Consider the following 23,459-nt stretch of genomic DNA (forward strand, 5'->3'; position numbering starts at 1 on the left):
CGGGAGGCCCGCCATGGGTGAACGGACCTGGCCGCTTCTGCTCAACGCGCTGCTGCGCGGCGAGGAGCTCTCCACCGCCGACACCGCCTGGGCGATGGGCGAGATCATGGCCGGCTCGGCCACCCCGGCCCAGATCGCCGGCTTCGCCGTGGCCCTGCGCACCAAGGGTGAGACGCCCGCCGAGCTGGGCGGCCTGGTCGAGGCGATGCTGACCCGGGCGGTCCCGGTGGTGCTGCCCGAGGAGGTCCGGGCCGGCGCGCTGGACGTGGTGGGCACCGGCGGCGACCTCGCCCACACGGTGAACATCTCCACGATGGCCGCGCTGGTCGTCGCCGGGGCCGGTGTCCGCGTGGTCAAGCACGGCAACCGGGCCGCCTCCTCCTCCTGCGGCACCGCCGACGTGCTGGAGTACCTGGGCGTCCCGCTGGACCTCGACCCGGAGCAGGTGGCGCGCTGCGTGACCGAGGCCGGCATCGGCTTCTGCTTCGCCGCCCGCTTCCACCCCGGCATGCGGCACACCGGCCCGGTCCGCCGCGAGATCGGCGTGCCCACCGCGTTCAACTTCCTCGGCCCGCTGACCAACCCGGCCCGCCCGCGGGCCGGCGCGGTGGGCTGCTTCGATCCGCGGATGGCCCCGGTGATGGCGGCCGTCTTCGCCGCCCGCGGCGACTCGGTGATCGTGATGCGCGGCGAGGACGGGCTGGACGAGTTCAGCACCGGCGCGCCGACCCGCGTCTGGGTGGCCCAGCAGGGCGTCGTCAGGGAGGCGCTGCTGGACGCGACGGCGCTCGGGGTACCCCGGGCCACCCTGGCCGACCTGCGGGGCGGAGACGCGGCGTACAACGCCGGCGTCGTCCGGCGGCTGCTGGCCGGCGAGACCGGCCCGGTCCGCGACGCGGTGCTGGTGAACGCCGCGGTCGCCCTCGCCACGCAGGGCCCGCTCGACGGCGACCTGCACGAGGCGCTGCGCGCCGGCCTGGCCCGGGCGACCGAGTCGGTCGACTCGGGCGCGGCCGCGGGCGCCCTGGAGCGCTGGCTCGAGGTGGCCGGCACGCTCTGAGCCGGCTGCCGTCCGGGTTTTGTCGGACCGGCGTGCCAAACTACACGGGAGTAATTTTCCGTTTTCCGCCGATGGCGCCACCGCCGCTCGGCGGGCACCGGAACGAGAGGAGACGCCCGTGTCGGACCGCGAGCTCTACTGCGACACCTGCGAGGGCGTCGTGCTGTTCGAGGCGCCCACCTGCGTCGACGGGCATGGCACCGACTGCCCCGAGCTGATCTGCACCGGCTGCGGAGCCGCCGTGCTCATCGCCACGTTCGCCTTCCGCGCCCCGCGCCTGGGCCACCGCCGCGGCGCCGCCCGCCCGTCCCAGCGCCGCGCCGCCTGACCGCTCCGCCAGTTCCCGGGCCGACCCGCACCGAGCCGCCAAGATCTCCCCGGTCACGGCGACGATCATGAGGTTCGCCGCGACCAAAGGCGCGAATCACACCGCCCACCCCATGATCGACGGGAAGAAGAGCGCGGGCAGGAAAAGCGGAAGGCCCGCGGCCCCGGAGGGGGCGCGGGCCTTCGCTGAAGGTTCGGGTCAGTGCTCGGCGGTGCGGCGGGTGCCGGAGTAGTACTCGAAGAGCAGGCCGCAGGCGCCGAAGACGACCGCCACCATGCCCAGGCCGATCAGCCAGAACTGCCAGAAGACCAGCCCGAGACCGGCGATCGCGGCGGCCAGGGCCAGGCCGAACGGCCAGTAGCTGCCCGGGCTGAAGAAGCCGATCTCGCCCGCGCCGTCGGCGATCTCGCCGTCCGGCCGGTCCTCGGGACGCAGGTCGATGCGGCGCGAGACGAACCAGAAGAAGCCGCCGCACATCGAGCAGAGCAGGAAGGACAGCAGCAGCGCCACGGTGCCGACCCACTCGACCCGGCCGCCGTCGCCGTACGTCCAGGCACCGTAGAGGATCGCCGCGCCGAAGAGGAACGTCGCGATGATGAGGAAGATCTTCCACTCGGTCTTCATGCCGGACCCCTCAGCTTCCCGCGCCGGCCGTCGCGTCGGACGGGTTGAAGTTGGCCGTGTTGCGCCGCGTCTTGAACGGCTTGGTTTCGGTGGCGTACGGGTCCTCGCCGATCGCCGAGAGCGCGTCCTGGGTCGACTTGCCGGCCTTCTTGGCCGCCAGGAACTGGTCGTACTTCTCCGGCGAGACGACCCGCAGCTCGAAGTTCATGAAGGCGTGGTAGCTGCCGCACAGCTCGGCGCAGCGGCCGACGAAGTGACCCTCCTGGTCGAGGCTGGAGACCTCGAAGGTGTTGCGGATGCTGCCCGGCATGACGTCGCGCTTGAACAGCAGCTCCGGCACCCAGAAGGAGTGGATGACGTCGCGGCTCTGCTCCTCGAACCGGATCGACTTGCCGCTCGGCAGCACCAGCACCGGGATGACCTCGCTGGTGCCCAGCACCGAGGCGACGGTGTTGGCGTCGCGACCCTGGCCGTCGCGGTAGTTGAACTGCCAGTTCCACTTGAAGGCGACGACCTCGACGGTGACGTCGGGGTTCTTCGACTCCTTCACCACGTCGGTCTGCACCACCGCGGTGTAGTAGAAGAGCACGGAGACCACGAGGATCGGCGCGATGGTGTAGAGGAACTCCATCGGCAGGTTGTAGCGGGTCTGCACCGGCAGCGCGTTGCCGCGCTTCCGGTAGCGGATCACGCACCAGAAGATCAGGCCCCAGACGAACACGCCGACCGCGAGGGCCGCGATGCAGGACGCGATCCACAGGTCGTACATCCGGTGCGACTCGGGGGTGATGCCGCCCTGCGGCCACCCGAAGCCGCCGAACGTCTGGCCGACGTCACAGCCGGTGAGCAGAACCAGCAGCGCCGCTCCACCGAGACCGAGCCCGGCGAGTCGACCAGCACCACGCCGCCGGCCCCCGCCGGCCCCCGAGGAAGCGCTGTGCCGTACGGCCGACGGCCGTACCTCCGAACTCCTTGCGACCACCTGGTCCTGCCTCCCTAGCGCGCCGCGGTGATTGTTTCGCTCGACACCGACGGCAAAGGCGTCACCGACGGTCGCAGATTACTCGACCATGGCGGGCCTGACCGTCTTGGGGTCACTGTCCGCCCCCATCGGGGGGATCTTGGGCGTACCGGGGCGATAGCGTGGCGCTCGTGAGCGCAATCCCGGTCTACCTGGACGCGGCCACCGCCGCACCGCTGCACCCGGTCGCGCGGCAGGCGCTGCTGGCCGCGCTGGACGACGGCTGGGCCGACCCCGCCAAGCTCTACGGCCAGGCCCGCCGGGCCCGCCAGCTCCTCGACGCCGCCCGCGAGGCCGCCGCGCAGACCCTCGGGGTCCGCGCCGACGAGCTCTCCTTCACCCCCAGCGGTACGGCGGCCGCGCACGCCGCCGTGCTCGGTGGCCTGTCCGGGCGGCGCCGGGCCGGGGCGGCCCTGGTGCACTCGGCGATCGAGCACTCGGCGGTGCTGCACGCCGCGGAGCGGCACGTGGCCGGCGGGGGCGACGCGGTGTCCGTACCCGTGGACCGGCTCGGCCGGGTCGACCTGGACGCCTGGGCGGCGGCGGTGGCCGCCCCCGGGGTGGCCCTGGCCGCGCTGATCGGGGCGAGTCACGAGGTGGGCACGGTGCAGCCCGTGCCCGCGGCGGCGGAACTCTGCGCCGAGGCGGGGGTGCCGCTGTACGTCGACGCGGCGCAGCTGGCCGGCCGGGCGCCGCTGCCGGCCGGCTGGTCGGTGCTGAGCGCCAGCGCGCACAAGTGGGGCGGGCCGCCCGGCGTGGGGCTGCTGGTGGTGCGCAAGGGCACCCGCTGGGAGTCGCCGTCCCCGGCCGACGAGCGGGAGTCGGGGCGTACCCCGGGGGTGGTGAACCTGCCGGCGGTGGTGGCCGCCGCGGCGAGCCTGCGCGCGGCGGCGGCCGACGCGGCGACCGAGGCGGCCCGGCTGGCGCCGCTGGTCGACCGGATCCGGGCCCGGGTGGCGGCCGAGGTGCCGGACGTGGAGGTGGTCGGCGACCCGGTGGACCGCCTCCCCCACCTGGTCACCTTCTCCTGCCTGTACGTGGACGGCGAGGCGCTGCTGCACGCGCTGGACCGGCGGGGCTTCGCGGTCTCCTCCGGCTCCTCGTGCACCTCCTCGACGTTGCGGCCGTCACACGTGCTGGAGGCGATGGGGGTGCTGTCGCACGGCAACGTCCGGGTGTCGCTGCACCGGGAGACCACCGAGGCCGACGTCGACCGGTTCCTGGCCGAGCTGCCCGGGATCGTCGCGGGCCTGCGTGCCGAGGCGGGAGCGGCCGGCCTGTGAGCGCGAGGAGTGAGCCGGTCCTGCGAGCCCCGCAGTCGCGAACGGAGGGCGCCCTGTGAGCGAGCCGGACGAGGTGCTCGACTGTCGGGGCCAGCGCTGCCCGCTGCCCGTGATCAATCTCGCCCGGCGGCTGCCCGAGCTGCCGGTCGGCGCGGTGGTCCGGGTGCTCGCCGACGACCCCGCCGCGGCCGTGGACATCCCGGCCTGGTGCCGGATGCGCGGCCAGGAGTTCGTGGCCGCGCACCCGGACGGCCCGGGCTACGACGTGCGCCGCACCCACTGACCCCGGGCTCAGCGGAGGTAGGCGAGGATCCCCGGCGGCGGGTCGGTGGCGACGGCCGTGCCGACCACGGGCCGCGGGGCGGTCACTGCAGGTGCGGCCGGACGTCCTCGGCGGCCGCGTCGCCGTACGACTCGGCGAGCCGCTTGACGAACAGGTCCCGGCGGACCTCGTACTCCTGGCCGCCGAAGTTCTCCAGCACCAGCGTGGCGAGCAGGCAGCCGACCTGGGCGGCGCGCTCCGGGCTGACCCCCCAGTTGAGCGCGGCGAAGAAGCCGGCCCGGAAGCCGTCGCCGACGCCGGTCGGGTCGACCGCCTGGATCTCCCGGGCGATCGGCACGTGAATGGTGCCGACGTCCCGGCCGGCGATCTCCACGCCCTGCTTGCCCAGCGTTGTCACCCGGACCTTCACCCGGTCCAGCAGCTGGGCGTCGGTCAGGCCGGCCTTGCTCTGGAGCAGCGACTTCTCGTACTCGTTGGTCATCAGGTAGTCGGCGCCGTCGACCAGGCCGAGCACGTCCGCGCCGTCCATCCGGGCGAGCTGCTGCGACGGGTCGGCCACGAAGGCGTAGCCGCGCTCCCGGCACTCCGCGGAGTGCCGGATCATGGCGGCCGGGTCGTTGGCGCTGACCAGCACCAGGTCGAGACCGCCGAGCCGCTGCGCCACCGGGGCCAGCTCGATGTTGCGGGCCTCGCTCATCGCGCCCGCGTAGAACGAGGCGATCTGGCACATGTCGGTGTCGGTGGTGCAGACGAAGCGGGCCGTGTGCGCGATCTCGCTGACGTGCACCGAGTCGCAGTCGACGCCGTGCCGCTCCAGCCAGGACCGGTAGTCGGCGAAGTCCGCCCCGACCGCGCCGAGCAGCACCGGGCGCAGCCCGAGCTGGGCCATGCCGAAGGCGATGTTCGCGGCGGTGCCGCCGCGCCGGAGCACCAGCTCGTCGACGAGGAAGGACAGCGAGACCTTGTCCAGCTGGTCGGCGATGAGCTGGTCGGCGAAGCGGCCGGGGAAGCTCATCAGGTGGTCGGTCGCGATCGAGCCGGTCACGGCGATCTTCATGTCAACCCTCGCGGTCGGGAGCACGGCGCGGGTCAGCCTACCGGTCGCCCCGACCGACCGGACGGGGGTCGGTCGACAACCTGCCGTCGCCCGCACACCCGGACGTCACCGTCCGAATGCCCCCCGGACACGACAAAACGGCGGGACCACCCCGTGAGGGATGGCCCCGCCGTCAGGCAGGCGTCGTCGGCCCCGTCGACTCAGCTGAACGAGTCGCCGCAGGCGCAGGAGCTGCCGGCGTTCGGGTTGTCGATGGTGAAGCCCTGGGCGTCGATCCGGTCGGCGAAGTCGATGGTGGCGCCGGCCAGGTAGGGGGCGCTCATCCGGTCGACGACGACCTCGACACCGCCGAAGTCGGTGACGACGTCACCGTCGAGCGACCGCTCGTCGAAGAACAGCTGGTACCGCAGGCCGGAGCAGCCGCCCGGCTGCACGGCGACCCGGAGCCGCAGGTCGTCACGGCCTTCCTGCTCGATCAGGGCCTTGACCTTCTGCGCCGCGACGTCGGTGAGGACGACGGTGCTGGGGGCCTTGGCCTCGGTCGACTCGGTCTGCGCTGGCGTGGTCACGTGGAAGTCTCCCTGCGCGGTATGGGGTCCGGACGCACTGGCAAACGCCGCACGTCCGCCAATGATTCCCGGTGTGGTCCAGATCCGATCGTACGCCGCCGGGACGGGCGGCACCTCCGGTGGCACGAGCCACGCCGCGTGAGCCGCGCCGCAGGCCAGGGCTGGCTCAGCGGCTCCACTGGCGGGCCAGGCGGGCGCCGAGCGCGCGCAGTCCCTCGGCCGGGCGGCCCATCGCCGCCTCCACTCCCCCACGCTCCTCGCCGCCGAAGTGCTCGACCAGGCTGTGCGCCTCGGTCACGCCGGCGGCGGCGGCCTCCCGTCGTCCGGTGCTCACCCGGCCGGCCAGCACCACGCAGGGCACCCCCCGGTCCCGGGCGGCCCCGGCCACCCCGGCGACCACCTTGCCGCGCAGCGACTGGTGGTCGAAGGAGCCTTCGCCGGTGATCACCAGGTCGGCGGCGTCCAGCGCGGCGTCCAGGCCGATGGCCCGGGTGACGAGGCCGATGCCGGACTCGCACCGGCCGCCGAGCGCGAGGACCGCCGCGCCGAGGCCGCCGGCCGCGCCGCCGCCGGGCAGGGCGCCGAGCCCGGACGGGCAGCCCGGCAGGTTCTTCTCCAGCACCGCGGCCCAGCGTTGCAGCGCGGCGTCGAGCAGCAGCACGTCCGCGCGGGTGGCGCCCTTCTGCGGGCCGTACACGTTGCTGGCGCCGTGCAGCCCGAGCAGCGGGTTGTCGACGTCGGTGGCGGCGACCAGCGCCGCGCCGCGGAGCCGGGGAGCGCCGTCGAGCGCGGTCGCCGCCGCGAGGGCCGCCCCGCCGTACGGCAGGGCCCGGCCGGCCTCGTCCAGCGGGGTCACCCCGAGCGGGGTGAGCATCCCGGCGCCGCCGTCGTTGGTGGCCGAACCGCCCAGGCCGATCACCACGGTCCGCGCCCCGGCCTCCACCGCGGCCGCGACCAACAGGCCGAGCCCGTAGGAGGTGGTCGCCTTCGGGTCCCGCTCGGCGGTGGACAGCAGGTGCAGCCCGCACGCCTGCGCGCTCTCCAGGTAGGCCACACCGTCGTCGGTGAGCAGGATCTCACCGGCGGCGGGCCGGCCGAGCGGGTCGACGGTGGGCACCGGCAGCTGCCGGCCGCCGAGCGCCTCGGCGAGCACGGCCACGAACCCGGGGCCGCCGTCGGCCAGCGGCCGGATCAGCAGCTCGTCGGCGGGGGCGACCTCCCGCCAGCCCTCGGCCACCGCGGCGGCCACCTCCGCGGCCGGCAGCGTGCCGGCGAACTTGTCCGGGCAGAGCAGCACACGCATGCCCAGCAGTGTGGCAGGCCACATCCGTGGCGGCCGCACGGCCGCCCCGCTGTGGGACCATGGGGGCGTGACTTCGACCTGGGTTGAGCCCTCCAACACCGCCACTGCGCTGCTGCTCCTCGGCCGCGGCAGCGACCCCGCCACCGAGCGTGGCGTGGAGTGTCCGGGTGACCTGCCCGCGCCGAGCGACCCGGACCTGGTGGCCCGGGCGGCCGCGGCGAAGGCCGCGCTCGGCACGAAGGTCTTCGTGCTGGGTCACCACTACCAGCGCGACGAGGTGATCCAGTTCGCCGACGTGACCGGCGACTCGTTCAAGCTGGCCCGGGAGGCGGCGGCCCGGCCCGACGCGGAGTACATCGTCTTCTGCGGCGTGCACTTCATGGCCGAGAGCGCCGACATCCTCACCTCGGACCGCCAGAAGGTGATCCTGCCCGACCTGGCCGCCGGTTGCTCGATGGCCGACATGGCGGTGCTGTCGCAGGTCGAGACCGCCTGGGACGTGCTGACCGAGCTGGGCATCGCGGCGGACACCGTCCCGGTGACCTACATGAACTCCTCGGCGGACATCAAGGGCTTCGTCGGCCGGAACGGCGGCGTGGTCTGCACCTCCTCCAACGCGAAGCGCGCGCTGGACTGGGCGTTCGCGCAGGGGCAGAAGGTGCTCTTCCTCCCCGACCAGCACCTGGGCCGCAACACCGCCGTCCTGGAGATGGGCTTCTCGCTGGACGACTGCGTGCTCTACGACCCGCACAAGCCGAACGGCGGGCTGACCCCGGAGCAGCTGCGCAACGCGAAGATGATCCTGTGGCGCGGGCACTGCTCGGTGCACGGCCGCTTCACCCTCGAGAGCGTCAACGACGTGCGCGAGCGGGTGCCGGGGGTCAACGTGCTGGTCCACCCGGAGTGCCGGCACGAGGTCGTCAACGCCGCCGACCAGGTGGGCTCGACCGAATACATCATCAAGACCATCGAGGCGGCACCCGCGGGCTCCGCGTGGGCGGTCGGCACCGAGCTGAACCTGGTCCGCCGGCTGGCGCTGGCCCACCCGGACAAGCAGATCATGTTCCTCGACCGGGCGGTCTGCTACTGCTCGACGATGAACCGGATCGACCTGCCGCACCTGGTCTGGGCCTTGGAGGAGCTGGCCGCCGGCCGGGTGGTCAACCAGATCACCGTGGATCCGGACACCGCCGGACACGCCCGGGCCGCGCTGGACCAGATGCTCGCCCTCCCGGGCGCCTGATAACCCTCAGTCACATCACTGGTACGGAAACGCGGCGGAATCCCCGGTTCGTGCCCTCACTGGTGATGTGACCGATTCCATTCTCGTCACGGAGGGCTATGCTGCCGGGGCGACGACTGACGCGGGCCGTTTTCATCGGGCCGCCATCCGGGTACCGATGCAGATCGTGCACCTGACTCATCTACACGGCAGCACCAACGCGCTGGAGGTTGCGTTGACCGACGACGTCCTGGTCGTACACGGAGGCACTCCGCTCGAAGGGCGGATCCGCGTGCGCGGCGCGAAGAACCTCGTGTCCAAGGCGATGGTCGCCGCCCTGCTGGGCGACAGTCCCAGCCGGCTGTTCGACGTGCCGCGGATCCGGGACGTGGAGGTCGTCCGCGGGCTTCTCGACCTGCACGGCGTCAAGGTCAGCGACGGCGAGGAGGACGGTGAGCTGGTCTTCGACCCGTCCAACGTCGAGAGCGCCAGCACCGACCAGATCAACGTGCACGCCGGTTCCAGCCGGATCCCGATCCTGTTCTGCGGCCCGCTGCTGCACCGGCTCGGTCACGCCTTCATCCCCGACCTGGGCGGCTGCCACATCGGCCCGCGCCCGATCGACTTCCACCTCCAGGCGCTGCGCGAGTTCGGCGCAACCGTGGACAAGACCCCGGAGGGGCTGCACCTGTCGGCGCCGAACGGGCTGCACGGCACCAAGTTCGCCCTGCCCTACCCGAGCGTCGGCGCCACCGAGCAGGTGCTGCTCACCGCGGTGATGGCCGAGGGCGTCACCGAGCTGCGCAACGCCGCGGTCGAGCCCGAGATCATCGACCTCATCTGCGTGCTGCAGAAGATGGGCGCGATCATCAAGGTGCACACCGACCGGGTGATCGAGATCCAGGGCGTGAAGCGGCTCAGCGGCTACACCCACCGGCCGATCCCGGACCGGATCGAGGCGGCGAGCTGGGCGGCGGCCGCACTGGCCACCCGGGGACACGTCGAGGTGCTCGGCGCCCAGCAGGCCGACATGATGACCTTCCTGAACATCTTCCGCTCGGTCGGCGGCGAGTACGAGGTCACCGACCTCCGCCCGCCGCGCGGCGGCGGGCCGGGCCAGGAGGGCGGCATCCGGTTCTGGCACCCGGGCGGTGAGTTGAACGCGGTGGCGCTGGAGACCGACGTGCACCCCGGCTTCATGACCGACTGGCAGCAGCCCCTCGTCGTGGCGCTCACCCAGGCCCGCGGCCTGTCGATCGTCCACGAGACGGTCTACGAGCAGCGGCTCGGCTACACCGAGGCGCTGAACACGATGGGCGCCAACATCCAGGTCTACCGGGACTGCCTGGGCGGCACCCCGTGCCGTTTCGGCCGGCGCAACTTCAAGCACTCCGCGGTGATCGCCGGCCCGAGCAAGCTGCACGCGGCCGACCTGGTGATCCCCGACCTGCGGGCCGGTTTCAGCCACCTGATCGCGGCCCTGGCCGCCGAGGGCACCTCCCGGGTCTACGGCGTCGACCTGATCAACCGGGGCTACGAGGACTTCGAGGCCAAGCTGGCGGACCTGGGCGCGCACGTCGAGCGTCCGTGACGTGACACCCCTCTTCCCGCTGCGACAACTCCAGCTCGGCTGGCGGCCATAATTCGGCCTCCGCGCCGGCAGACGGCGCTCCGGACCGAATGAAGGCCGGTCTCACGCCGCGCCGCGACCTGGAGCCGTCGGCCCGGTGCACCCGCGATGTGCACCGGGCGCGGCTGTTTGGCTACTCTTGCCGGCGTGCCGTCGCTGTTTCGCCGTAAGCCCACCGACCTCGTCGAGGAGTCCGTCACCCCGGTGACGACCGACGAGGCGTCCGCCTCTGCCCAGTCACGGGGTCACACCCCGAGCAAGAAGGACCTCGGGCTGACCACCCCGAAGCGGCCGGCCGCGGGTCGTCGCCCGGCCGCCCCGGCCCGCCCGCTGACCAAGGAGGAGGCCCGGGAGCAGCGCCGCGCGGCGCGCGCCGAGTCCACGGCCGAGTTCCGGCGCGAGGGCGGCCCGCGCGACCGGGGCCCGGAGCGGCTGCTGGCCCGCAACGTGGTCGACTCCCGGCGTACGGTGGGCACCTGGTTCTTCGGCGGCGCGCTGATCGTGCTGCTCGGCTCCAACCAGGCCATGCCGCCGATCGTCCGGCTGCTGTCGAACCTGCTGTGGGGCGCGCTGGCGCTCGGCGTGGTGATCGACTCGGTGCTGATCGCGCGGAAGATCAAGAAGCTGGTCCGCGAGCGCTACCCGACGAGCACCGAGCGGCTCGGCTCGCTCTACTTCTACGCGATCATGCGGTCGATCACGTTCCGCAAGATGCGTGCCCCGGCGCCCCGGGTGAACATCGGCGACAAGATCTGACCCGGGCCCGCCCGGACTCCGACAACTCCAGTTCGGCGCATCTGTCGCCGCGCCCCGACCGGGAGCCCTCGCCGGCCCCTTTCCGCTCCGGCGGGGAGGGGCCGGTGTCGTCGTCAGGCCACCCCGAGCAGCCGCAGCAGCGCGGTGGTGCCCGCCGCCGCGAGCACGACCAGCACGAAGGGCGCCCGGCGCCAGGCGAGCAGCAGGCCGACCAGCACGCCCGCGGGCCGGGCGTAGCCGGCGAAGCCGCCGGCCTCGGTCAGCGCCGCGGTGGCAGCGAGCGCGGCCAGCAGCGCGGCGGCGCCGACCGGCAGCAGGTGGCGGGACCACTCGGGCAGGTCCAGCCGGTCGCGCAGCAGCACCCCGGCGACGCGGAAGCCGTAGGTGCCGGCGGCCAGCGCGAGGATCACGGCGATCAGCACGAGGCCTCCCCGGCCCGCACGACCCGTCCCGCCCCGTCGCCGTCCGCCCGCCCGCCGCCGGGGTCGTCCGGCGCGGCGGCGGGGTCGTCCGGTCCGCCGGTCGAGCGGCGGCGGCCCAGCAGGGGCAGGACCAGCGCGGCAAGCGCGAGCAGCACCGGCAGCCCGGCGGGCAGCAGCGGGGTGGCCAGCACGGCCAGCCCGGCACCGGTGAGCGCCACCCCGCGGATCTCCCGGTCGCGCAGGCTGGGCAGCAGCAGGGCGGCCAGCCCGGCCGGGAAGGCGGCGTCGAGCCCCAGCGCCCCCGGGTCGCCGACCGCTCCCCCGGCCAGCACGCCGAGCCCGGTGCCGGCGTTCCAGGCCAGGAAGAGCAGCACCCCGGCGAGCCAGAAGGCCCGCCTGCGCCCCGGCCCGGCCGGGCGGGCCAGCGCGAACGCGGTCGCCTCGTCGGTCATCAGGTGGCTGCCGAGCAGCCGCTGCCAGCGCCGGGGGCCGAGGGTGCCGCCGAGGGCCAGGCCGAACGGCAGGTGCCGGGCGTTGAGCAGCAGGCCGGCGAGGACCGCCGCGAGCGGGCTGCCCGCCGCGATCAGGCCCACGGCCATGAACTGGGCGCCGCCGGCGTAGACCAGCACCGACATGGCCAGGGTGGCCCAGGCGGGCAGGCCGGCGGCCACCGCCACGGCGCCGAACGAGGCGCCCACGGCGACCATCGCCGCGCCGATGGCGGCGACGTCGCGGAGCACTCGGCCGCCGTCCGTTCGATATGCCGTACGCATGTCCATTATCCTGAACACGAGCACCCGTGTTCGTCAAACCGAACAAACAGACCACTGGAGCGAACAATGGCGGTCGACCCCGCTCCCCCGCTCGCCACCATCGCGGCCGCCCTGCGCCGGGAGCGCGACCGGGCGGGCCTGTCGCTGACCGAGCTGGCCCGTCGCGCCGGCATCGCCAAGTCCACCCTGTCCCAGCTGGAGTCGGGGGCCGGCAATCCCAGCGTGGAGACGCTCTGGGCCCTCGGCGTGGCGCTCGACGTGCCGTTCAGCCGCCTCGTCGAACCCCCCACCGCCGCCGTCCGGGTGGTCCGGGCCGGCGAGGGGCCCCGCATCCGCTCCGAACACGCCGACTTCTCGGCCACCCTGCTCGCCGCCGGCGCGCCGCACGTCCGGCGCGACGTCTACGTGATGGAGCTGGAGCCCGGGGCGGTGCGGCTCGCCGAGGCGCACACCCCGCGCAGCGTCGAGCACGTCGTCGTCGCCGCCGGGCGGATGCGCGTCGGCCCCGAGAGCGACCTGGTCGAGCTGGGACCGGGCGACTACGCCACGTTCCCCGGCGACACCCCGCACCGGTACGAGGCGTTGGCCCACGGCACCTTCGCCGTGCTGGTGATGGAGCACCCGTGAGGGCGCACGCTCAGCCCACCTCGGCCGGGCTGCGGTAGAGCCGGGCCACGACCTCCTCGATGTCCGGTTCCACGATCGAGATGTCCCGCAGCGAGGCCAGGCCGGCCAGCCCGGCCACCACCTCGGCGACGCTCGCCGACTCCAGCGCGAAGACCAGCCGCCGCCCGTCCGCCTCCACCCGCTGCACCGGCGCGCCCGGCAGCACCGGAGGCGCGGGCAGCGCGGCGTCCAGCTCGGCGACCACCATCCGGCGGGAGCCGTACCGGCTGTGCAGGGCGGCGATCGAGCCGTCGTGCACCACCCGCCCATGGTCGATCACCACCAGGCGCCGGCAGAGCCGCTCGATGTCGGCCAGGTCGTGGGTGGTGAGCACGAGGGTGGTGTCGCCGGCCCGGCCCAGTTCCGCCAGGAAGCCGCGGACCGCCTGTTTGCTGACCACGTCCAGCCCGATGGTCGGCTCGTCCAGGAACAGCACCTCGGGGCCGTGCAGCAGGGCGGCGGTCAGCTCGCCGCGCATCCGCTGGCCCAGGGACAGCTGCCGGACCGGGGTGTCCAGGAACTCGTCGAGGTCGAGCAGGCCCCGGCAGCGGGCCAGCCGGGCCGCGTGCTCGCCGGGCGGCACCCGGTAGACGTGCCGCAGCAGCGCGAACGAATCCCGCAGCGGCAGGTCCCACCAGAGCTGCGAACGCTGCCCGAAGACCACACCGATGCGCAGCGCCAGCCGGGTCCGGTCGGGCACCGGACGCAGCCCACAGACCCGGGCCTGTCCCGCCGAGGGCATCAGCACGCCGGTGAGCATCTTCAGCGTCGTCGACTTCCCGGCGCCGTTCGGACCGATGTAGCCGAGCATCTCGCCCCGCTCCACCCGCAGGTCCACCCCGTCGACCGCGGTGACCGTCCGCTTCTCCCGGCGCAGCCGCCCGGCCTTCACCCGGACGGTGAACTCCTTGCGCAGCCCGTCCATCTCGATGACGTTCATGACCCCGTACTCCGGTAGTGGCGGATCCCGACGCGCCAGGCCCCGGCGGCGACCGCCGCGGCGACCAGCGCGACCCCGGGCGCGGCCCAGCCGACCCAGGGCGGCAGGCCCAGCGGGTCGGCCCGGCCCAGCAGCGCCAGCGCCGGGTGGTAGCTGACGAAGGCGAAACCCAGCCCGTACGCGAAGACCGCACGGAACCAGCCGCCGTAGACGGTGATCGGGTACGAGGTGAAGTCGCGTCCGCCGTAGGTGACCGAGTTGGCCAGCTCCCCGGAGTCGATCCAGTAGAACGACACGGTGGCGGTGGTGACGAAGACCGCGGCGAAGAAGACCACCGCGGCCGGCGGGGCGACCAGCGCGAGCGCCACCCGGCCCGGCGTCCAGTCGATGCCGGCCGAGGCGAGCGCGAACACCAGCACGGCCAGCCCGAAGAGCGCCCGGGAGACCTTGCGCAGCGGCAGATCCATCAGGAGCAGCTGGGGCAGCGCGGCCAGCGGCCGGACCAGCACCGCGTCGAAGAGGCCGGTGCGGACGTACCGGGGCAGCCGCTCGATGTTGCCGACCAGCAGGTCGGCGGTGGCGAACGCGAACGAGGACAGGCCGACGATCACCAGCGTCTCGCGGAGCGTGAACCCGCCCAGCTCCCGGGTGACCCCGAAGAGCACCAGCACGGTCACCACGTCGAACGCGGTGGCGCCCATGTTGCCGACCAGGTCCACCACGAACGAGGTCCGGTACGCCGCCTGCGACCGGGCCTGCGCCCCGAGCAGCGCCCGGTACGCCCGCAGCGTGCCCCGGCGCCCACCAGCACCCGGGCCGTGGCCTGTGAGCGCGCCCCCGGGCGGGACGGCCGCGCCGCTCAGCCTCCCCGGCTCAGCCACCCTGCACCACCAGCCGGTACTCGGCTCGGCGCTGCACCAGCCGGCAGAGCGCCAGCAGCAGCACGGCCCAGCCGAGCTGGAGCCCGACCAGACCGAGCTCGATCGGGATCGACTCCCGCTCGACCAGCACGTCGAGCGGGACCTGCAACAGGCTGGGGAACGGGGTGGCGTACCGCAGCGTGGCCTCCAGCCAGCCCGGGAGGAAACCGAGCGGGAAGTAGAGCCCGGCGAGCACGCCGGAGCCCAACGTCCAGAGGATCATGGGCCCCCGGACGTCCTGCAACCAGTAGGCGGTGGCGTTGACCAGGTAGCGGCAGGCGAAACAGACCACCACGGCGAGCAGCACGGAGAGCCCGAAGAGCGGCAGGGTGGCCCAGTGCCGGGGCAGGTAGACCTCGAAGAAGAACGGGCCGATCACCACCGGCGGCAGCAGCCGGGCCAGCGAGGCGAACCCGGCCCGGCCCAGGTCGGTGGCGAGGTAGCTGGTCACCGGATGCACCGGGCGGAGCAGGTCGGCGGCGATCTCCCCGGTCCGGATCCGATCGGCCAGCTCGGTCCAGCCCCAGATCGCGATCACCGCGAGCAGCCCCTGCCCCGCCCACACGAAAGTGCCGAGCTGGGCGCGGTCGTAGCCGGCCACAGTGCCGGCCGCACCGGCCACCGCGAGGAAGATGTAGCAGCGCAGGAAGCCGAAGACGGTGTTGGTGACGACCCCCGCCACGGCGGCCTGCCGGTAGGTGGCGTGACGCCGGAATCCGGAGGCGGCTATCGCGCCGAATGTCCGAAACCATCGGGTAACGTTTGGATCCGTGGGCGGTGCCACAGTGGCGGTGACAGAGCCCACGCCGCTACCCTCCTTCCGCAGCCACGACGTGCTGGACCGGGCGACTCTACCGGCACGACTGGGCGCCCAGCGCGACAATTTCCAACGAGGTGACATCGCCGTGAGCGAGCGACGCGAGCCGGCCCCGGGGCCGCGCCGCGCGGGCGGCGACAGGGTCCCCCGATGAGCGGCTGGGACCGCTGGCGCGAACTGGCCGAACCGTCCTGGGCGGCCGAACCCACCCACGAGTGGCGTCCGCAGTTCCCCGGGCAGCGCTATCCGGGCGACATCGGACTCGAGTACCTGACCCCGCCCGCGCCGCGTGGCCGGGCCTCGGTGGTCGGCCGGGCCGAGGTGCACCCGGTCAGCCCGGCGCCGGGAGTCGAGGACGCCCACCCGGTCAGCCCCGCCGCACCGGATGACCTCGACCGACGCCGCGGCGCGCACCCCGTCAGCCCGGCAGGACCGGATGACCTCGACCGGCGGCGCGGCACGCACCCCGTCAGCCCGGCAGGACCGGATGACCTCGACCGGCGGCGCGGCACGCACCCCGTCAGCCCGGCAGGACCGGATGACCTGGACGGTCGGCGCGGCGGGCGGCCGGGCGGGGACGGGCGGCGGCCCGAGGATGCTCCCCGGCGCGGGGCCCCGGGCGACCGGTTCGACCAGCGGTGGGTGCGCCCGGAGGCGGCGCGCGGGACGGCGCCGCACCGGCCGACCTCCCCCGCTCCCGAGCCCGGCTGGGTGCCGGAGCCGGACGAGTACCCGCACCACGCGCCGCCGCGATCGGGCCGACCGGAGCAGCGCCGCACGCCGGCGGACGGCCGGAGCAACCCGCCGCCGGGCGGCCCGGCGGACCGGCGCGAGCCGGCGTTCGACGGCCGGCGGGACCGGCCGTTCGAGGGCCGGCGCGAGCCGGGGTTCGACGACCGCCGCGAGGCGGCCTTCGACGGCCGGCGGGATCCGGCCTTCGACGGGCGGGCGGGGCGGCGGGAGGCCGACCCCGGGCGTCCGGCGGAGCGGCGCGACCAGGACATGGCCGGTCGGGAGGACCAGGGATTCGCCGGCCGACGCGACGCCGCGGCGGCCCGCCCGGACCGGCGGAGCCAGGACCCCCGCCAGCCGGGCGATCCACGTTTCGGCGGGCCGCCGCGTGGCGAGCCGGGTCGGGGCTACGACGGACCGCCGCGCCGGGAGCCGGACCGGGATTACGGCGACCCGCCGCGCCGGGAGGCGGCCGCGCGAGCCGAGACGTACCGGGAGATGCCCGAGGCCGGGCGCGGGCCGGTGGACCCGTACCGCGCCGAGCCGGGCCGGTACGGCGAGTCGCGTCCCGCCGCGTTCCGGCCGGAGGAGCGCCGGGAGGGTCAGCGCCCCCCGGGCGACCGCGCCCGCCCGCACCACGGGGAGTGGCCGGTGGTCGAGCGGCGACCGCGCACCGAGCCGGCCGCGTACCGGCCCGACGAGCGGCACCGCCCGACGGTCGACCGGCCCGGCCCGGACGGCCGCCCCGCCCGCCCGGTGGACGAGGCGGCCCGCTACGACGGTCGTCGCCCCGAGTCGGGCAGCCCGCGGCCGGACGTCGCCGGCCCACGACCGGAGTCGGCCCGGCCCCGCCCGGAAGCGGTGGACGGCCGGCCCGAGCCGGTCCGTCCCCGGCCCGAGTTCAACGGTCCACGCCCCGAGTCGGTCGGGCCGCGAGCTGAATCCACCGGTCCGCGTCCTGACTCGGTCGGGCCTCGGCCGGAGTCGGTCGGGCCTCGACCGGAGTTCCGGCCGCGGCCGGACGGGTGGCAGGGGCGGCCGGGCGAGCCCGGGTCGGCCCGGCCGGGCGACGGCTGGCGACTGCCGGTCGAGCCGGCCGCGCGTACCCGTCCGGACGACCTGCGGGACCGGCCGGTGCGCCCCGAGGAGGTCAGGCAGCAGCCCCCGCCCGGCGCGCGACCGGACCAGCGACGCGACGCAGCCATGCCGGCCGCCCCGACCCGCCCCGGAGAGCGGCAGGACCCGCCGATGGCGCCGCCTTCGCCGCGCCCCGACGATGCCCGCCAGCGGCCCGTACCCCCGCCACGGTTGGACGAGCGGCGTCAGCCGGCCATGCCGGCCCCACCGACCCGGCCCGACGGCGTCCGGCGGCCACCGGTGGAGCCGACGACCCGACCGGACCCGCGCCGGGCGGCGCCGACCTCGGGCGCGCCGCTGCCGGGCGCGCCGGTGTCGGGCGCGCCGGTGTCGGGCGCGCCGCTGCCGGCCACGCCGGTGTCGGGCGCACCGGTCGCCAACGCACCCGTCTCCGGCATGCCCGTGTCAGGGGCACCCGTGTCAGGGGCACCCGTCTCCGCGCCGCCGGTCTTCGAGGCACCCGTGTCCGGCCCACCGATCCCCGGCGCGCCCACTTCCGGGGCTCCCACTTCCGGGGCACCCGTCTCCGGCGCGCCCACCTCAGGCGCGCCCGTCCCCGGTGTGCCCACCTCAGGCGCGCCAGTTTCGGGTCGGCCCACCGGCCCGGGCGACCGGTCCGACCGGCCGGCGGGACCGGCGGCCGGATCGGCAGCGGCCACGCCCGCCCATCGCACCGAGCAGCCGGCGGTGGACGGCCGCAGGACAGCCCCGCCACCGCAGGCCCGACCCGTCGAGGGGTCGGCAGCGGCCGCACCGGCCCGACCCGCCCCACCCGCCTACCCCGGCGCCGGAGCCGCCCGGCCGGAGCACACCGTCAGCCCGACCGTGCGCGCCGCAGGCCCCCAGCCGGGCAGCGCCACCGGTCCGACCACGCCCGCCGAGGCCGCTCGGCCGACCGACGACGGCCGCGCGACCACGCCGGCCGGCCCGGTTCCGCCGGACGCGGCCGACCGGTTGTCCACCCCGGTCACCGTGGACGGGCACGGTGGCCTCGGCGAGGCCGCCGACCGGCCGGAGGACGCGCCGGCTACGCGGCCGGCCGACGCTGACGTGGAGGCCTGGTTCCGGGCGAACGAGCTGGTGTCGCCGGCCGCTCCGGCGGAGGCGTCCGATCCGCCGCGTGCGACGGAACCGGCGTCGTCGCCCGCGGCCGGCTCGGTCGATCCGCCGGCCGTGCGGCCGGTCAGCGCGCCGCCACCCAGGCCGCCCGTCGACCACAGCCCCGCCGATCCCCAGGCCGACCAGCCGGTCAGCACTACGCCGCTCAGGTCGTCCGTCGACGACGGCCCCGCGGAGCAGGACCAGCCGGTCGAGGTGCGTGGCGCGGCCGGTTCACCGAACGCGCCGATCCAGGGGCCGTCCGCGCCGGTGCTCGATGCTCCGGGCCAGGCCACGGGGTCCGACGCGACCGGGACCCGGCCGACGCCGGAGCTGTCCGACCCGGCGTCCGAGGCTCAGGTGGCGCTCCGTCCGGAGACAGCCGCACCGGACCGGGATCGGTCCGCCCCCGACCTCGACGCCCGCACCGGGTCGGAACGCGGAGTCACGCCGTCGCCGGAACCATCCGCGCCCGCCTCGGTCGACTCGGGCTCCGCCAGCCGTGCACCCGACGCCAGGCCCGTCTCGGCAACGCCTGCGCCAAGCCCCGCCACACCCGTCTCCGCACCGCCGGCCGCAAACCCCGACGCGGCCGTCCCCACGACGCCCGCGCCAAGCCCCACCGCGCCGGTCTCGGCACCGCCCATGCCCAGCCCCGCCGCGCCCGCCTCCGGCCCACCCGCGCCGGACCCGTCCACCCCCGCACCGGCCATGCGGGAGTCGACCACCGCCGCCCGGGCAGTTCCGGCCGTGCAGCCCACCCACGCCGATGCCCCCGCCACGGCGGCCACGGAAGGCACGCCGACGGCCCCGACGCCCCATCCGCCGACCGAGGCCGCCCTACCGGCCGAGACCACTCCGGGCGCCACGTCCCGCGGCGTCGCACCGCCGCCGCACGCACCGACGCAGGCCGGGGTGCCGGCACCGGCGGCACAGGCGGCACCGGCACCGGCAGCCACCTCGCACGAGAACGCCGCGACCCCGCAGGAGCCGACCCCGCGGGAGCCGACCCCCGCTACCGACCAGCCACGTCCGGTCCCGGGTCCGCCGGCCGTATCGGAGGCGCCGGTACGGGCGCAGGCCACCCCGGCCGAGGCGTCCGCCGATTCCATCCCGGCCGGGGACACCCCACCCACGCCGACCGCCGCACCGAGCAACCAGGCAGCGGCCGACCAGGAAACGGCCGACCACGAAGCCGCCGACCACGAAGCGGCCGACGAGACAGCCGCCGACCAGGAAGGGGCCGACGAGGAAGCGGCCGCGCCGGAGGCCGGCACCGAGCGGCGGGAGGCCCGCCCGGCCGACCCGGAGCAGGCCCTGGCCGCCGTCCGCTGGCGGCTGCACCCGGAGACCCTCCGCGAGGAGGCCCCCGAGCCGGCGGCGCTGCGGGAGATCCGGGACGGCCTCACCGCCAAGCTCGGCACCACGTTGGACAACCGCAGCCGGGCGCGGCTGCTCAGCCTGCGCTCGGTGGCGTCCCGGATCCTCGGCGAGCTGGACGACTCATTGGCCGACGCGCGGCTCGCCCTCACGTACGCCGAGGCCACGGGTGAGTTGCGGCGGACCGCGCTGGCCCGCGCCCGGCTGGCGGAGGTGCTGCGCTGGCGGGGCGAGCACGCGGAGGCGGACCGGCTCTTCGCGGAGGCCAACTCGCCGGAGCTGCCGGACCGGCTGCGCGCGGTGCTGCACGAGCACGCCGGCCGCTCCTGCTACGACCAGGGCCGGCTGACGGAGGCGTGCCTGCACTTCGAGCGGGCTCTGGACCTGCGCCAGGGTGAGGACGGGGAGCTGAACGCGCGGACCACGCTCGCCCTGGACGCGGTCGCCGAGCGGGCCGCGACCGGTGGGTTCGGGCCGAAGCCGCGCAGCCGGGAGGCGCTCCTGGGCGGCGAGCGGCACCCGGTGCCGACGTTCGACGAGGAGCAGGAGCTCTGGGGGTACGCGGACGCCGAGGGCGAGCTGGTGATCGCCCACGGGTACGCCGAGGTGCAGCCGTTCCGCGAGGGTTTGGCGTGGGTACGCCGCCCGGAGGCGTCCCGCTGGGCGTTGATCGACACGACGGGCGCGGCGCTGATCGAGGCGAACAACGGCTACCGGGCGGTGGGCTCGTTCTCGGAGGGGCTCTCCTGGGTGTCGATGGACGGCAAGGGCCGGTGGATGGCCGTCGACTCGACCAACATCGTGAGGATCCCGCCGGGCTACGAGGACGTCCGGCCGTTCCGGGGCGGTCTGGCGGCGGTGCGGCAGAACGGCGGCTGGGGCGCGGTGGACCGGACCGGTCAGGTGGTGGTGCCGACCCGGTACCACGGTCTGACCACGGCGCTGGCCGACGGCCGGCACGTGGACGGCTTCACCGAGGACGGTCTGGCCGTGGTGGAGCTGGCCGGTCGCCGGGGTGTGGTGGACCGGACCGGGCGGGTGGTGGTCGCGCCGGCGTACCCGTCGCTGGTGGTGCATCCGGTGGCGTTCCTGGTGGGCGACGAGGCGGGTCGCTGGGGTGCGCTGGACCGGCGCGGCGACCTGCTGATCGACCTGGTGCACCGGGGCCGGGGCGCCGTGGTCGCGGAGATCGACCGGCTGCTCGCCGACACCAGCCCGGTGCTCTGACCCGCCGACGTGCCCTCTCGTGCCCGGCTGAGCGTCACACCCCGCCGCGCCGCACGCCGACCATGATCGGGCGGGGCTAGGGTCAGGGCATGGAATTCCGACACCTAGGCCGCTCGGGCCTGCTGGTCAGCGAGATCTCGTACGGCAACTGGATCACCCACGGGTCGCAGGTCGAGGAGGAGGCGGCGACCGCCTGTGTGCGGGCCGCCCTGGACACCGGCATCACCACCTTCGACACCGCCGACGTCTACGCCGGCACGAAGGCCGAGGAGGTCCTCGGCCGCGCGCTCAAGGGCGAGCGGCGCGAGGGGCTGGAGATCTTCACCAAGGTGTTCTGGCCGACCGGGCCGGGCCGCAACGACCGGGGCCTGTCCCGCAAGCACATCATGGAGTCGATCAACGGCTCGCTGCGCCGCCTGCAGACCGACTACGTCGATCTCTACCAGGCCCACCGCTACGACTACAGCACCCCGCTGGAGGAGACGATGGAGGCGTTCGCCGACATCGTGCACTCCGGCAAGGCGCACTACATCGGCGTCTCGGAGTGGAAGGCGTCGCAGATCCGGGAGGCGCACGCGCTCGCCCGCGAGCTGCGCATCCCGCTGGTCTCCAACCAGCCGCAGTACTCGATGCTGTGGCGGGTCATCGAGGCCGAGGTCATCCCCACCAGCGAGGAGCTGGGCGTCGGCCAGATCGTCTGGTCGCCGATGGCCCAGGGCGTGCTGTCCGGCAAGTACCTGCCGGGCCAGCCGCCGCCGGCCGGTTCCCGCGCCACCGACGAGAAGTCCGGCGCGGGCTTCATCGCTTCGTGGCTGAGCGACGACGTGCTCACCCGGGTGCAGCGGCTCAAGCCCCTGGCGGAGCAGGCCGGGCTGACCATGCCGCAGCTCGCCGTCGCCTGGGTGCTGCAGAACCCGAACGTCGCCTCGGCGATCGTCGGCGCGTCCCGGCCCGAGCAGGTGCACGACAACGTGAAGGCGGCGGGTGTGAAGCTCGACGCCGACCTGCTCAAGGCGATCGACGAGATCGTCGAGCCGGTCACCGAGCGGGACCCGGCGAAGACCGAGAGCCCGGCGCAGCGTCCGTGACACTGCCCCCGGGCCGGCGCGGCCTCCGCGCCGGCCCGGGACCCCTCGGAGGTACCGCGCACCTCGGAGCGCCCCGCCGCTGCGCGGCGGCTACCGGTGCCGGAGGGTCAGCCCTCCCAGAACCGGATCAGGTGCCACCCGAGACCGTAGAGCTGGGGCGGCAGGCCGAGCAGGTCCCCGACGGAGAAGACCGCGCCGAAGAACCAGCCGTTGATCCGCGGGCTCCACAGCAGCGCGAACAGCAGGATGAAGCCGTACGGGGCGAACAGGTCGTACATCCGCCGGTACTGCGGGCTCAGCCACGGCTCGATCATGTTGCCGCCGTCCAGGCCCGGCACCGGCAGCAGGTTGAGCACGCTGGCGGTGAGCTGGAGGAACGCCAGCAGCCCCACGCCGGCCCAGAACTCCAGCGGGCCGCCGATCTCCAGGCCGATCCGCACGGCCAGCACCAGCAGCAGGGTGAACAGCACATTGGTGGCCGGCCCGGCCAGGCTGACCAGGGTGTGCCGCAGCCGGCCGGGGATGGCGTGCCGGTCGACCCACACCGCGCCGCCGGGCAGGCCGATGCCGCCCAGCAGGACCACGACCACCGGCAGCACGATGGACAGCAGCGGGTGCGTGTACTTCAACGGGTTCAACGTCAGGTAGCCCCGGTGCGCGATGTCCCGATCCCCCGCCCGGTACGCGACCACGGCGTGGGCGTACTCGTGCAGGCAGAGCGACATCAGCCAGCCGGAGACCACGAAGAGGAAGACGTCGAACCCGACGTTGCCGAACCGGTTCCAGGTCATCACCCCGCTGGCCACGAAGATCGCGACCAGGGCGAGGAAGATCGCGCTGGGCCGGAACGCCGCCCGGGGCACCCCGAGCACCAGCGGGTCGCGCGGGCGGTCGTAGCCCGTCATTCGGCCGGGGGCAGCAGGCTCATCCGGTATTCCACCCGGTCGTCCTCCAGGAGCGCGACGGACGTGACGCCGGACGCCGCGAGCTCCCGCCAGGCCTGGCCGATCCACGACTCGGCGTCCGCCTGACTGGGGAACGACTCACCCGGCCCGTCGACCGAAGCGCCGTTCGTGCTCTCGTACCGCCAGCTCCACGCCATGCCGCGTCTCCCCTCGCCGCC

The 23,459-nt window shown here is 74.8% G+C and carries 23 protein-coding genes; 11 read left to right on the forward strand and 12 right to left on the reverse strand.

The features are described from left to right. Window positions 1–13 precede the first annotated feature (13 nt). Window positions 14–1,060, forward strand: a complete 1,047-nt coding sequence (trpD, locus tag ACFYPD_RS24930) for an anthranilate phosphoribosyltransferase (protein WP_387117959.1) — start codon at window positions 14–16, stop codon at window positions 1,058–1,060. A gap of 118 nt (window positions 1,061–1,178) precedes the next feature. Next, window positions 1,179–1,388, forward strand: coding sequence for a hypothetical protein (locus ACFYPD_RS24935; RefSeq protein WP_387117962.1), 210 nt, complete (start codon window positions 1,179–1,181; stop codon window positions 1,386–1,388). Window positions 1,389–1,586: 198 nt separating this feature from the next. Here ACFYPD_RS24935 and ACFYPD_RS24940 read toward each other — a convergent pair whose 3' ends face one another. Further along, window positions 1,587–2,012: a cytochrome c oxidase subunit 4 gene (locus ACFYPD_RS24940; RefSeq protein WP_387117964.1), complete on the reverse strand. Its 426-nt coding sequence runs from the start codon at window positions 2,010–2,012 to the stop codon at window positions 1,587–1,589. Window positions 2,013–2,022: 10 nt separating this feature from the next. Next, window positions 2,023–2,994, reverse strand: a complete 972-nt coding sequence (gene coxB / locus ACFYPD_RS24945; protein ID WP_387117967.1) for a cytochrome c oxidase subunit II — start codon at window positions 2,992–2,994, stop codon at window positions 2,023–2,025. A 170-nt stretch (window positions 2,995–3,164) separates the two neighbouring features. Between coxB and ACFYPD_RS24950 the strand changes: the two genes are divergently transcribed. Together ACFYPD_RS24950 and ACFYPD_RS24955 are read left to right on the forward strand one after the other, a co-directional pair. Further along, window positions 3,165–4,316: a cysteine desulfurase family protein gene (locus ACFYPD_RS24950; RefSeq protein WP_387117970.1), complete on the forward strand. Its 1,152-nt coding sequence runs from the start codon at window positions 3,165–3,167 to the stop codon at window positions 4,314–4,316. A gap of 55 nt (window positions 4,317–4,371) precedes the next feature. Then, window positions 4,372–4,599 carry a sulfurtransferase TusA family protein gene (locus ACFYPD_RS24955; protein WP_387117973.1) on the forward strand — a complete coding sequence of 76 codons (228 nt, stop codon included), beginning with the start codon at window positions 4,372–4,374 and terminating at the stop codon, window positions 4,597–4,599. Between the two features lie 82 nt (window positions 4,600–4,681). Here ACFYPD_RS24955 and ACFYPD_RS24960 read toward each other — a convergent pair whose 3' ends face one another. The 3 genes from ACFYPD_RS24960 to ACFYPD_RS24970 all read right to left on the reverse strand — a co-directional run bounded on the left by ACFYPD_RS24960 (window position 4,682) and on the right by ACFYPD_RS24970 (window position 7,552). After that, the gene (locus tag ACFYPD_RS24960) at window positions 4,682–5,656 is read right to left on the reverse strand and encodes a carbohydrate kinase family protein (protein WP_387117976.1); all 975 of its coding nucleotides are present in this window, start codon (window positions 5,654–5,656) and stop codon (window positions 4,682–4,684) included. A 200-nt stretch (window positions 5,657–5,856) separates the two neighbouring features. Next, a complete protein-coding gene (erpA, locus tag ACFYPD_RS24965; RefSeq protein ID WP_107079767.1) occupies window positions 5,857–6,225 on the reverse strand; it encodes an iron-sulfur cluster insertion protein ErpA in 369 nt (122 codons plus the stop codon). A gap of 166 nt (window positions 6,226–6,391) precedes the next feature. Then, on the reverse strand, window positions 6,392–7,552 hold the full coding sequence (locus tag ACFYPD_RS24970) for a glycerate kinase (protein ID WP_387117979.1): 1,161 nt from the start codon (window positions 7,550–7,552) through the stop codon (window positions 6,392–6,394). A 43-nt stretch (window positions 7,553–7,595) separates the two neighbouring features. Here ACFYPD_RS24970 and nadA point away from each other — a divergent pair, with 43 nt between their 5' ends. From nadA to ACFYPD_RS24985, 3 genes are all read left to right on the forward strand, one after another. Then, window positions 7,596–8,771 (forward strand): quinolinate synthase NadA, encoded by a 1,176-nt coding sequence (gene nadA, locus ACFYPD_RS24975; RefSeq protein WP_387117982.1) that lies wholly within the window; start codon window positions 7,596–7,598, stop codon window positions 8,769–8,771. Window positions 8,772–8,928: 157 nt separating this feature from the next. Further along, window positions 8,929–10,341 carry a UDP-N-acetylglucosamine 1-carboxyvinyltransferase gene (murA, locus tag ACFYPD_RS24980; RefSeq protein WP_387117985.1) on the forward strand — a complete coding sequence of 471 codons (1,413 nt, stop codon included), beginning with the start codon at window positions 8,929–8,931 and terminating at the stop codon, window positions 10,339–10,341. A 147-nt stretch (window positions 10,342–10,488) separates the two neighbouring features. Beyond that, a complete protein-coding gene (locus tag ACFYPD_RS24985; RefSeq protein ID WP_387117988.1) occupies window positions 10,489–11,136 on the forward strand; it encodes a DUF3043 domain-containing protein in 648 nt (215 codons plus the stop codon). A gap of 113 nt (window positions 11,137–11,249) precedes the next feature. Here the strand turns inward: ACFYPD_RS24985 and ACFYPD_RS24990 are convergent, their stop codons facing one another. Both ACFYPD_RS24990 and ACFYPD_RS24995 read right to left on the reverse strand, forming a co-directional pair. Further along, complete coding sequence (locus ACFYPD_RS24990; RefSeq protein WP_387117991.1) at window positions 11,250–11,558, reverse strand: AzlD domain-containing protein; 309 nt, start codon at window positions 11,556–11,558, stop codon at window positions 11,250–11,252. Further along, complete coding sequence (locus ACFYPD_RS24995) at window positions 11,552–12,331, reverse strand: AzlC family ABC transporter permease (protein WP_387117994.1); 780 nt, start codon at window positions 12,329–12,331, stop codon at window positions 11,552–11,554. The genes ACFYPD_RS24990 and ACFYPD_RS24995 overlap by 7 nt, the downstream gene beginning before the upstream one ends. Before the next feature lie 66 nt (window positions 12,332–12,397). Here ACFYPD_RS24995 and ACFYPD_RS25000 point away from each other — a divergent pair, with 66 nt between their 5' ends. Next, window positions 12,398–12,958: a helix-turn-helix domain-containing protein gene (locus tag ACFYPD_RS25000; RefSeq protein WP_387117997.1), complete on the forward strand. Its 561-nt coding sequence runs from the start codon at window positions 12,398–12,400 to the stop codon at window positions 12,956–12,958. A gap of 10 nt (window positions 12,959–12,968) precedes the next feature. Here ACFYPD_RS25000 and ACFYPD_RS25005 read toward each other — a convergent pair whose 3' ends face one another. The 3 genes from ACFYPD_RS25005 to ACFYPD_RS25015 all read right to left on the reverse strand — a co-directional run bounded on the left by ACFYPD_RS25005 (window position 12,969) and on the right by ACFYPD_RS25015 (window position 15,662). Next, window positions 12,969–13,937, reverse strand: coding sequence for an ATP-binding cassette domain-containing protein (locus tag ACFYPD_RS25005; RefSeq protein ID WP_387118000.1), 969 nt, complete (start codon window positions 13,935–13,937; stop codon window positions 12,969–12,971). Next, a complete protein-coding gene (locus ACFYPD_RS25010) occupies window positions 13,934–14,725 on the reverse strand; it encodes an ABC transporter permease (RefSeq protein WP_387118147.1) in 792 nt (263 codons plus the stop codon). Before ACFYPD_RS25010 ends, ACFYPD_RS25005 begins: the two co-directional genes overlap by 4 nt. Before the next feature lie 85 nt (window positions 14,726–14,810). Then, complete coding sequence (locus ACFYPD_RS25015; protein WP_387118003.1) at window positions 14,811–15,662, reverse strand: ABC transporter permease; 852 nt, start codon at window positions 15,660–15,662, stop codon at window positions 14,811–14,813. A 1,769-nt stretch (window positions 15,663–17,431) separates the two neighbouring features. On the opposite strand from ACFYPD_RS25015, the gene ACFYPD_RS25020 reads away from it, so the two are divergent. The 3 genes from ACFYPD_RS25020 (at window position 17,432) to ACFYPD_RS25030 (ending at window position 22,336) form a co-directional block, all read left to right on the forward strand. Then, complete coding sequence (locus ACFYPD_RS25020) at window positions 17,432–18,592, forward strand: pentapeptide repeat-containing protein (protein ID WP_387118150.1); 1,161 nt, start codon at window positions 17,432–17,434, stop codon at window positions 18,590–18,592. A gap of 760 nt (window positions 18,593–19,352) precedes the next feature. Further along, window positions 19,353–21,248, forward strand: a complete 1,896-nt coding sequence (locus ACFYPD_RS25025) for a WG repeat-containing protein (RefSeq protein ID WP_387118152.1) — start codon at window positions 19,353–19,355, stop codon at window positions 21,246–21,248. An 89-nt stretch (window positions 21,249–21,337) separates the two neighbouring features. Further along, window positions 21,338–22,336, forward strand: coding sequence for an aldo/keto reductase family protein (locus tag ACFYPD_RS25030; RefSeq protein ID WP_387118006.1), 999 nt, complete (start codon window positions 21,338–21,340; stop codon window positions 22,334–22,336). A 107-nt stretch (window positions 22,337–22,443) separates the two neighbouring features. Here the strand turns inward: ACFYPD_RS25030 and ACFYPD_RS25035 are convergent, their stop codons facing one another. Both ACFYPD_RS25035 and ACFYPD_RS25040 read right to left on the reverse strand, forming a co-directional pair. Continuing rightward, on the reverse strand, window positions 22,444–23,241 hold the full coding sequence (locus tag ACFYPD_RS25035; RefSeq protein WP_387118009.1) for a site-2 protease family protein: 798 nt from the start codon (window positions 23,239–23,241) through the stop codon (window positions 22,444–22,446). Further along, on the reverse strand, window positions 23,238–23,438 hold the full coding sequence (locus ACFYPD_RS25040) for a hypothetical protein (protein ID WP_387118012.1): 201 nt from the start codon (window positions 23,436–23,438) through the stop codon (window positions 23,238–23,240). The genes ACFYPD_RS25035 and ACFYPD_RS25040 overlap by 4 nt, the downstream gene beginning before the upstream one ends. Window positions 23,439–23,459: the final 21 nt, after the last annotated feature.

It is taken from the genome of Micromonospora sp. NPDC005299 (assembly GCF_042872345.1).
Lineage (GTDB): Bacteria > Actinomycetota > Actinomycetes > Mycobacteriales > Micromonosporaceae > Micromonospora.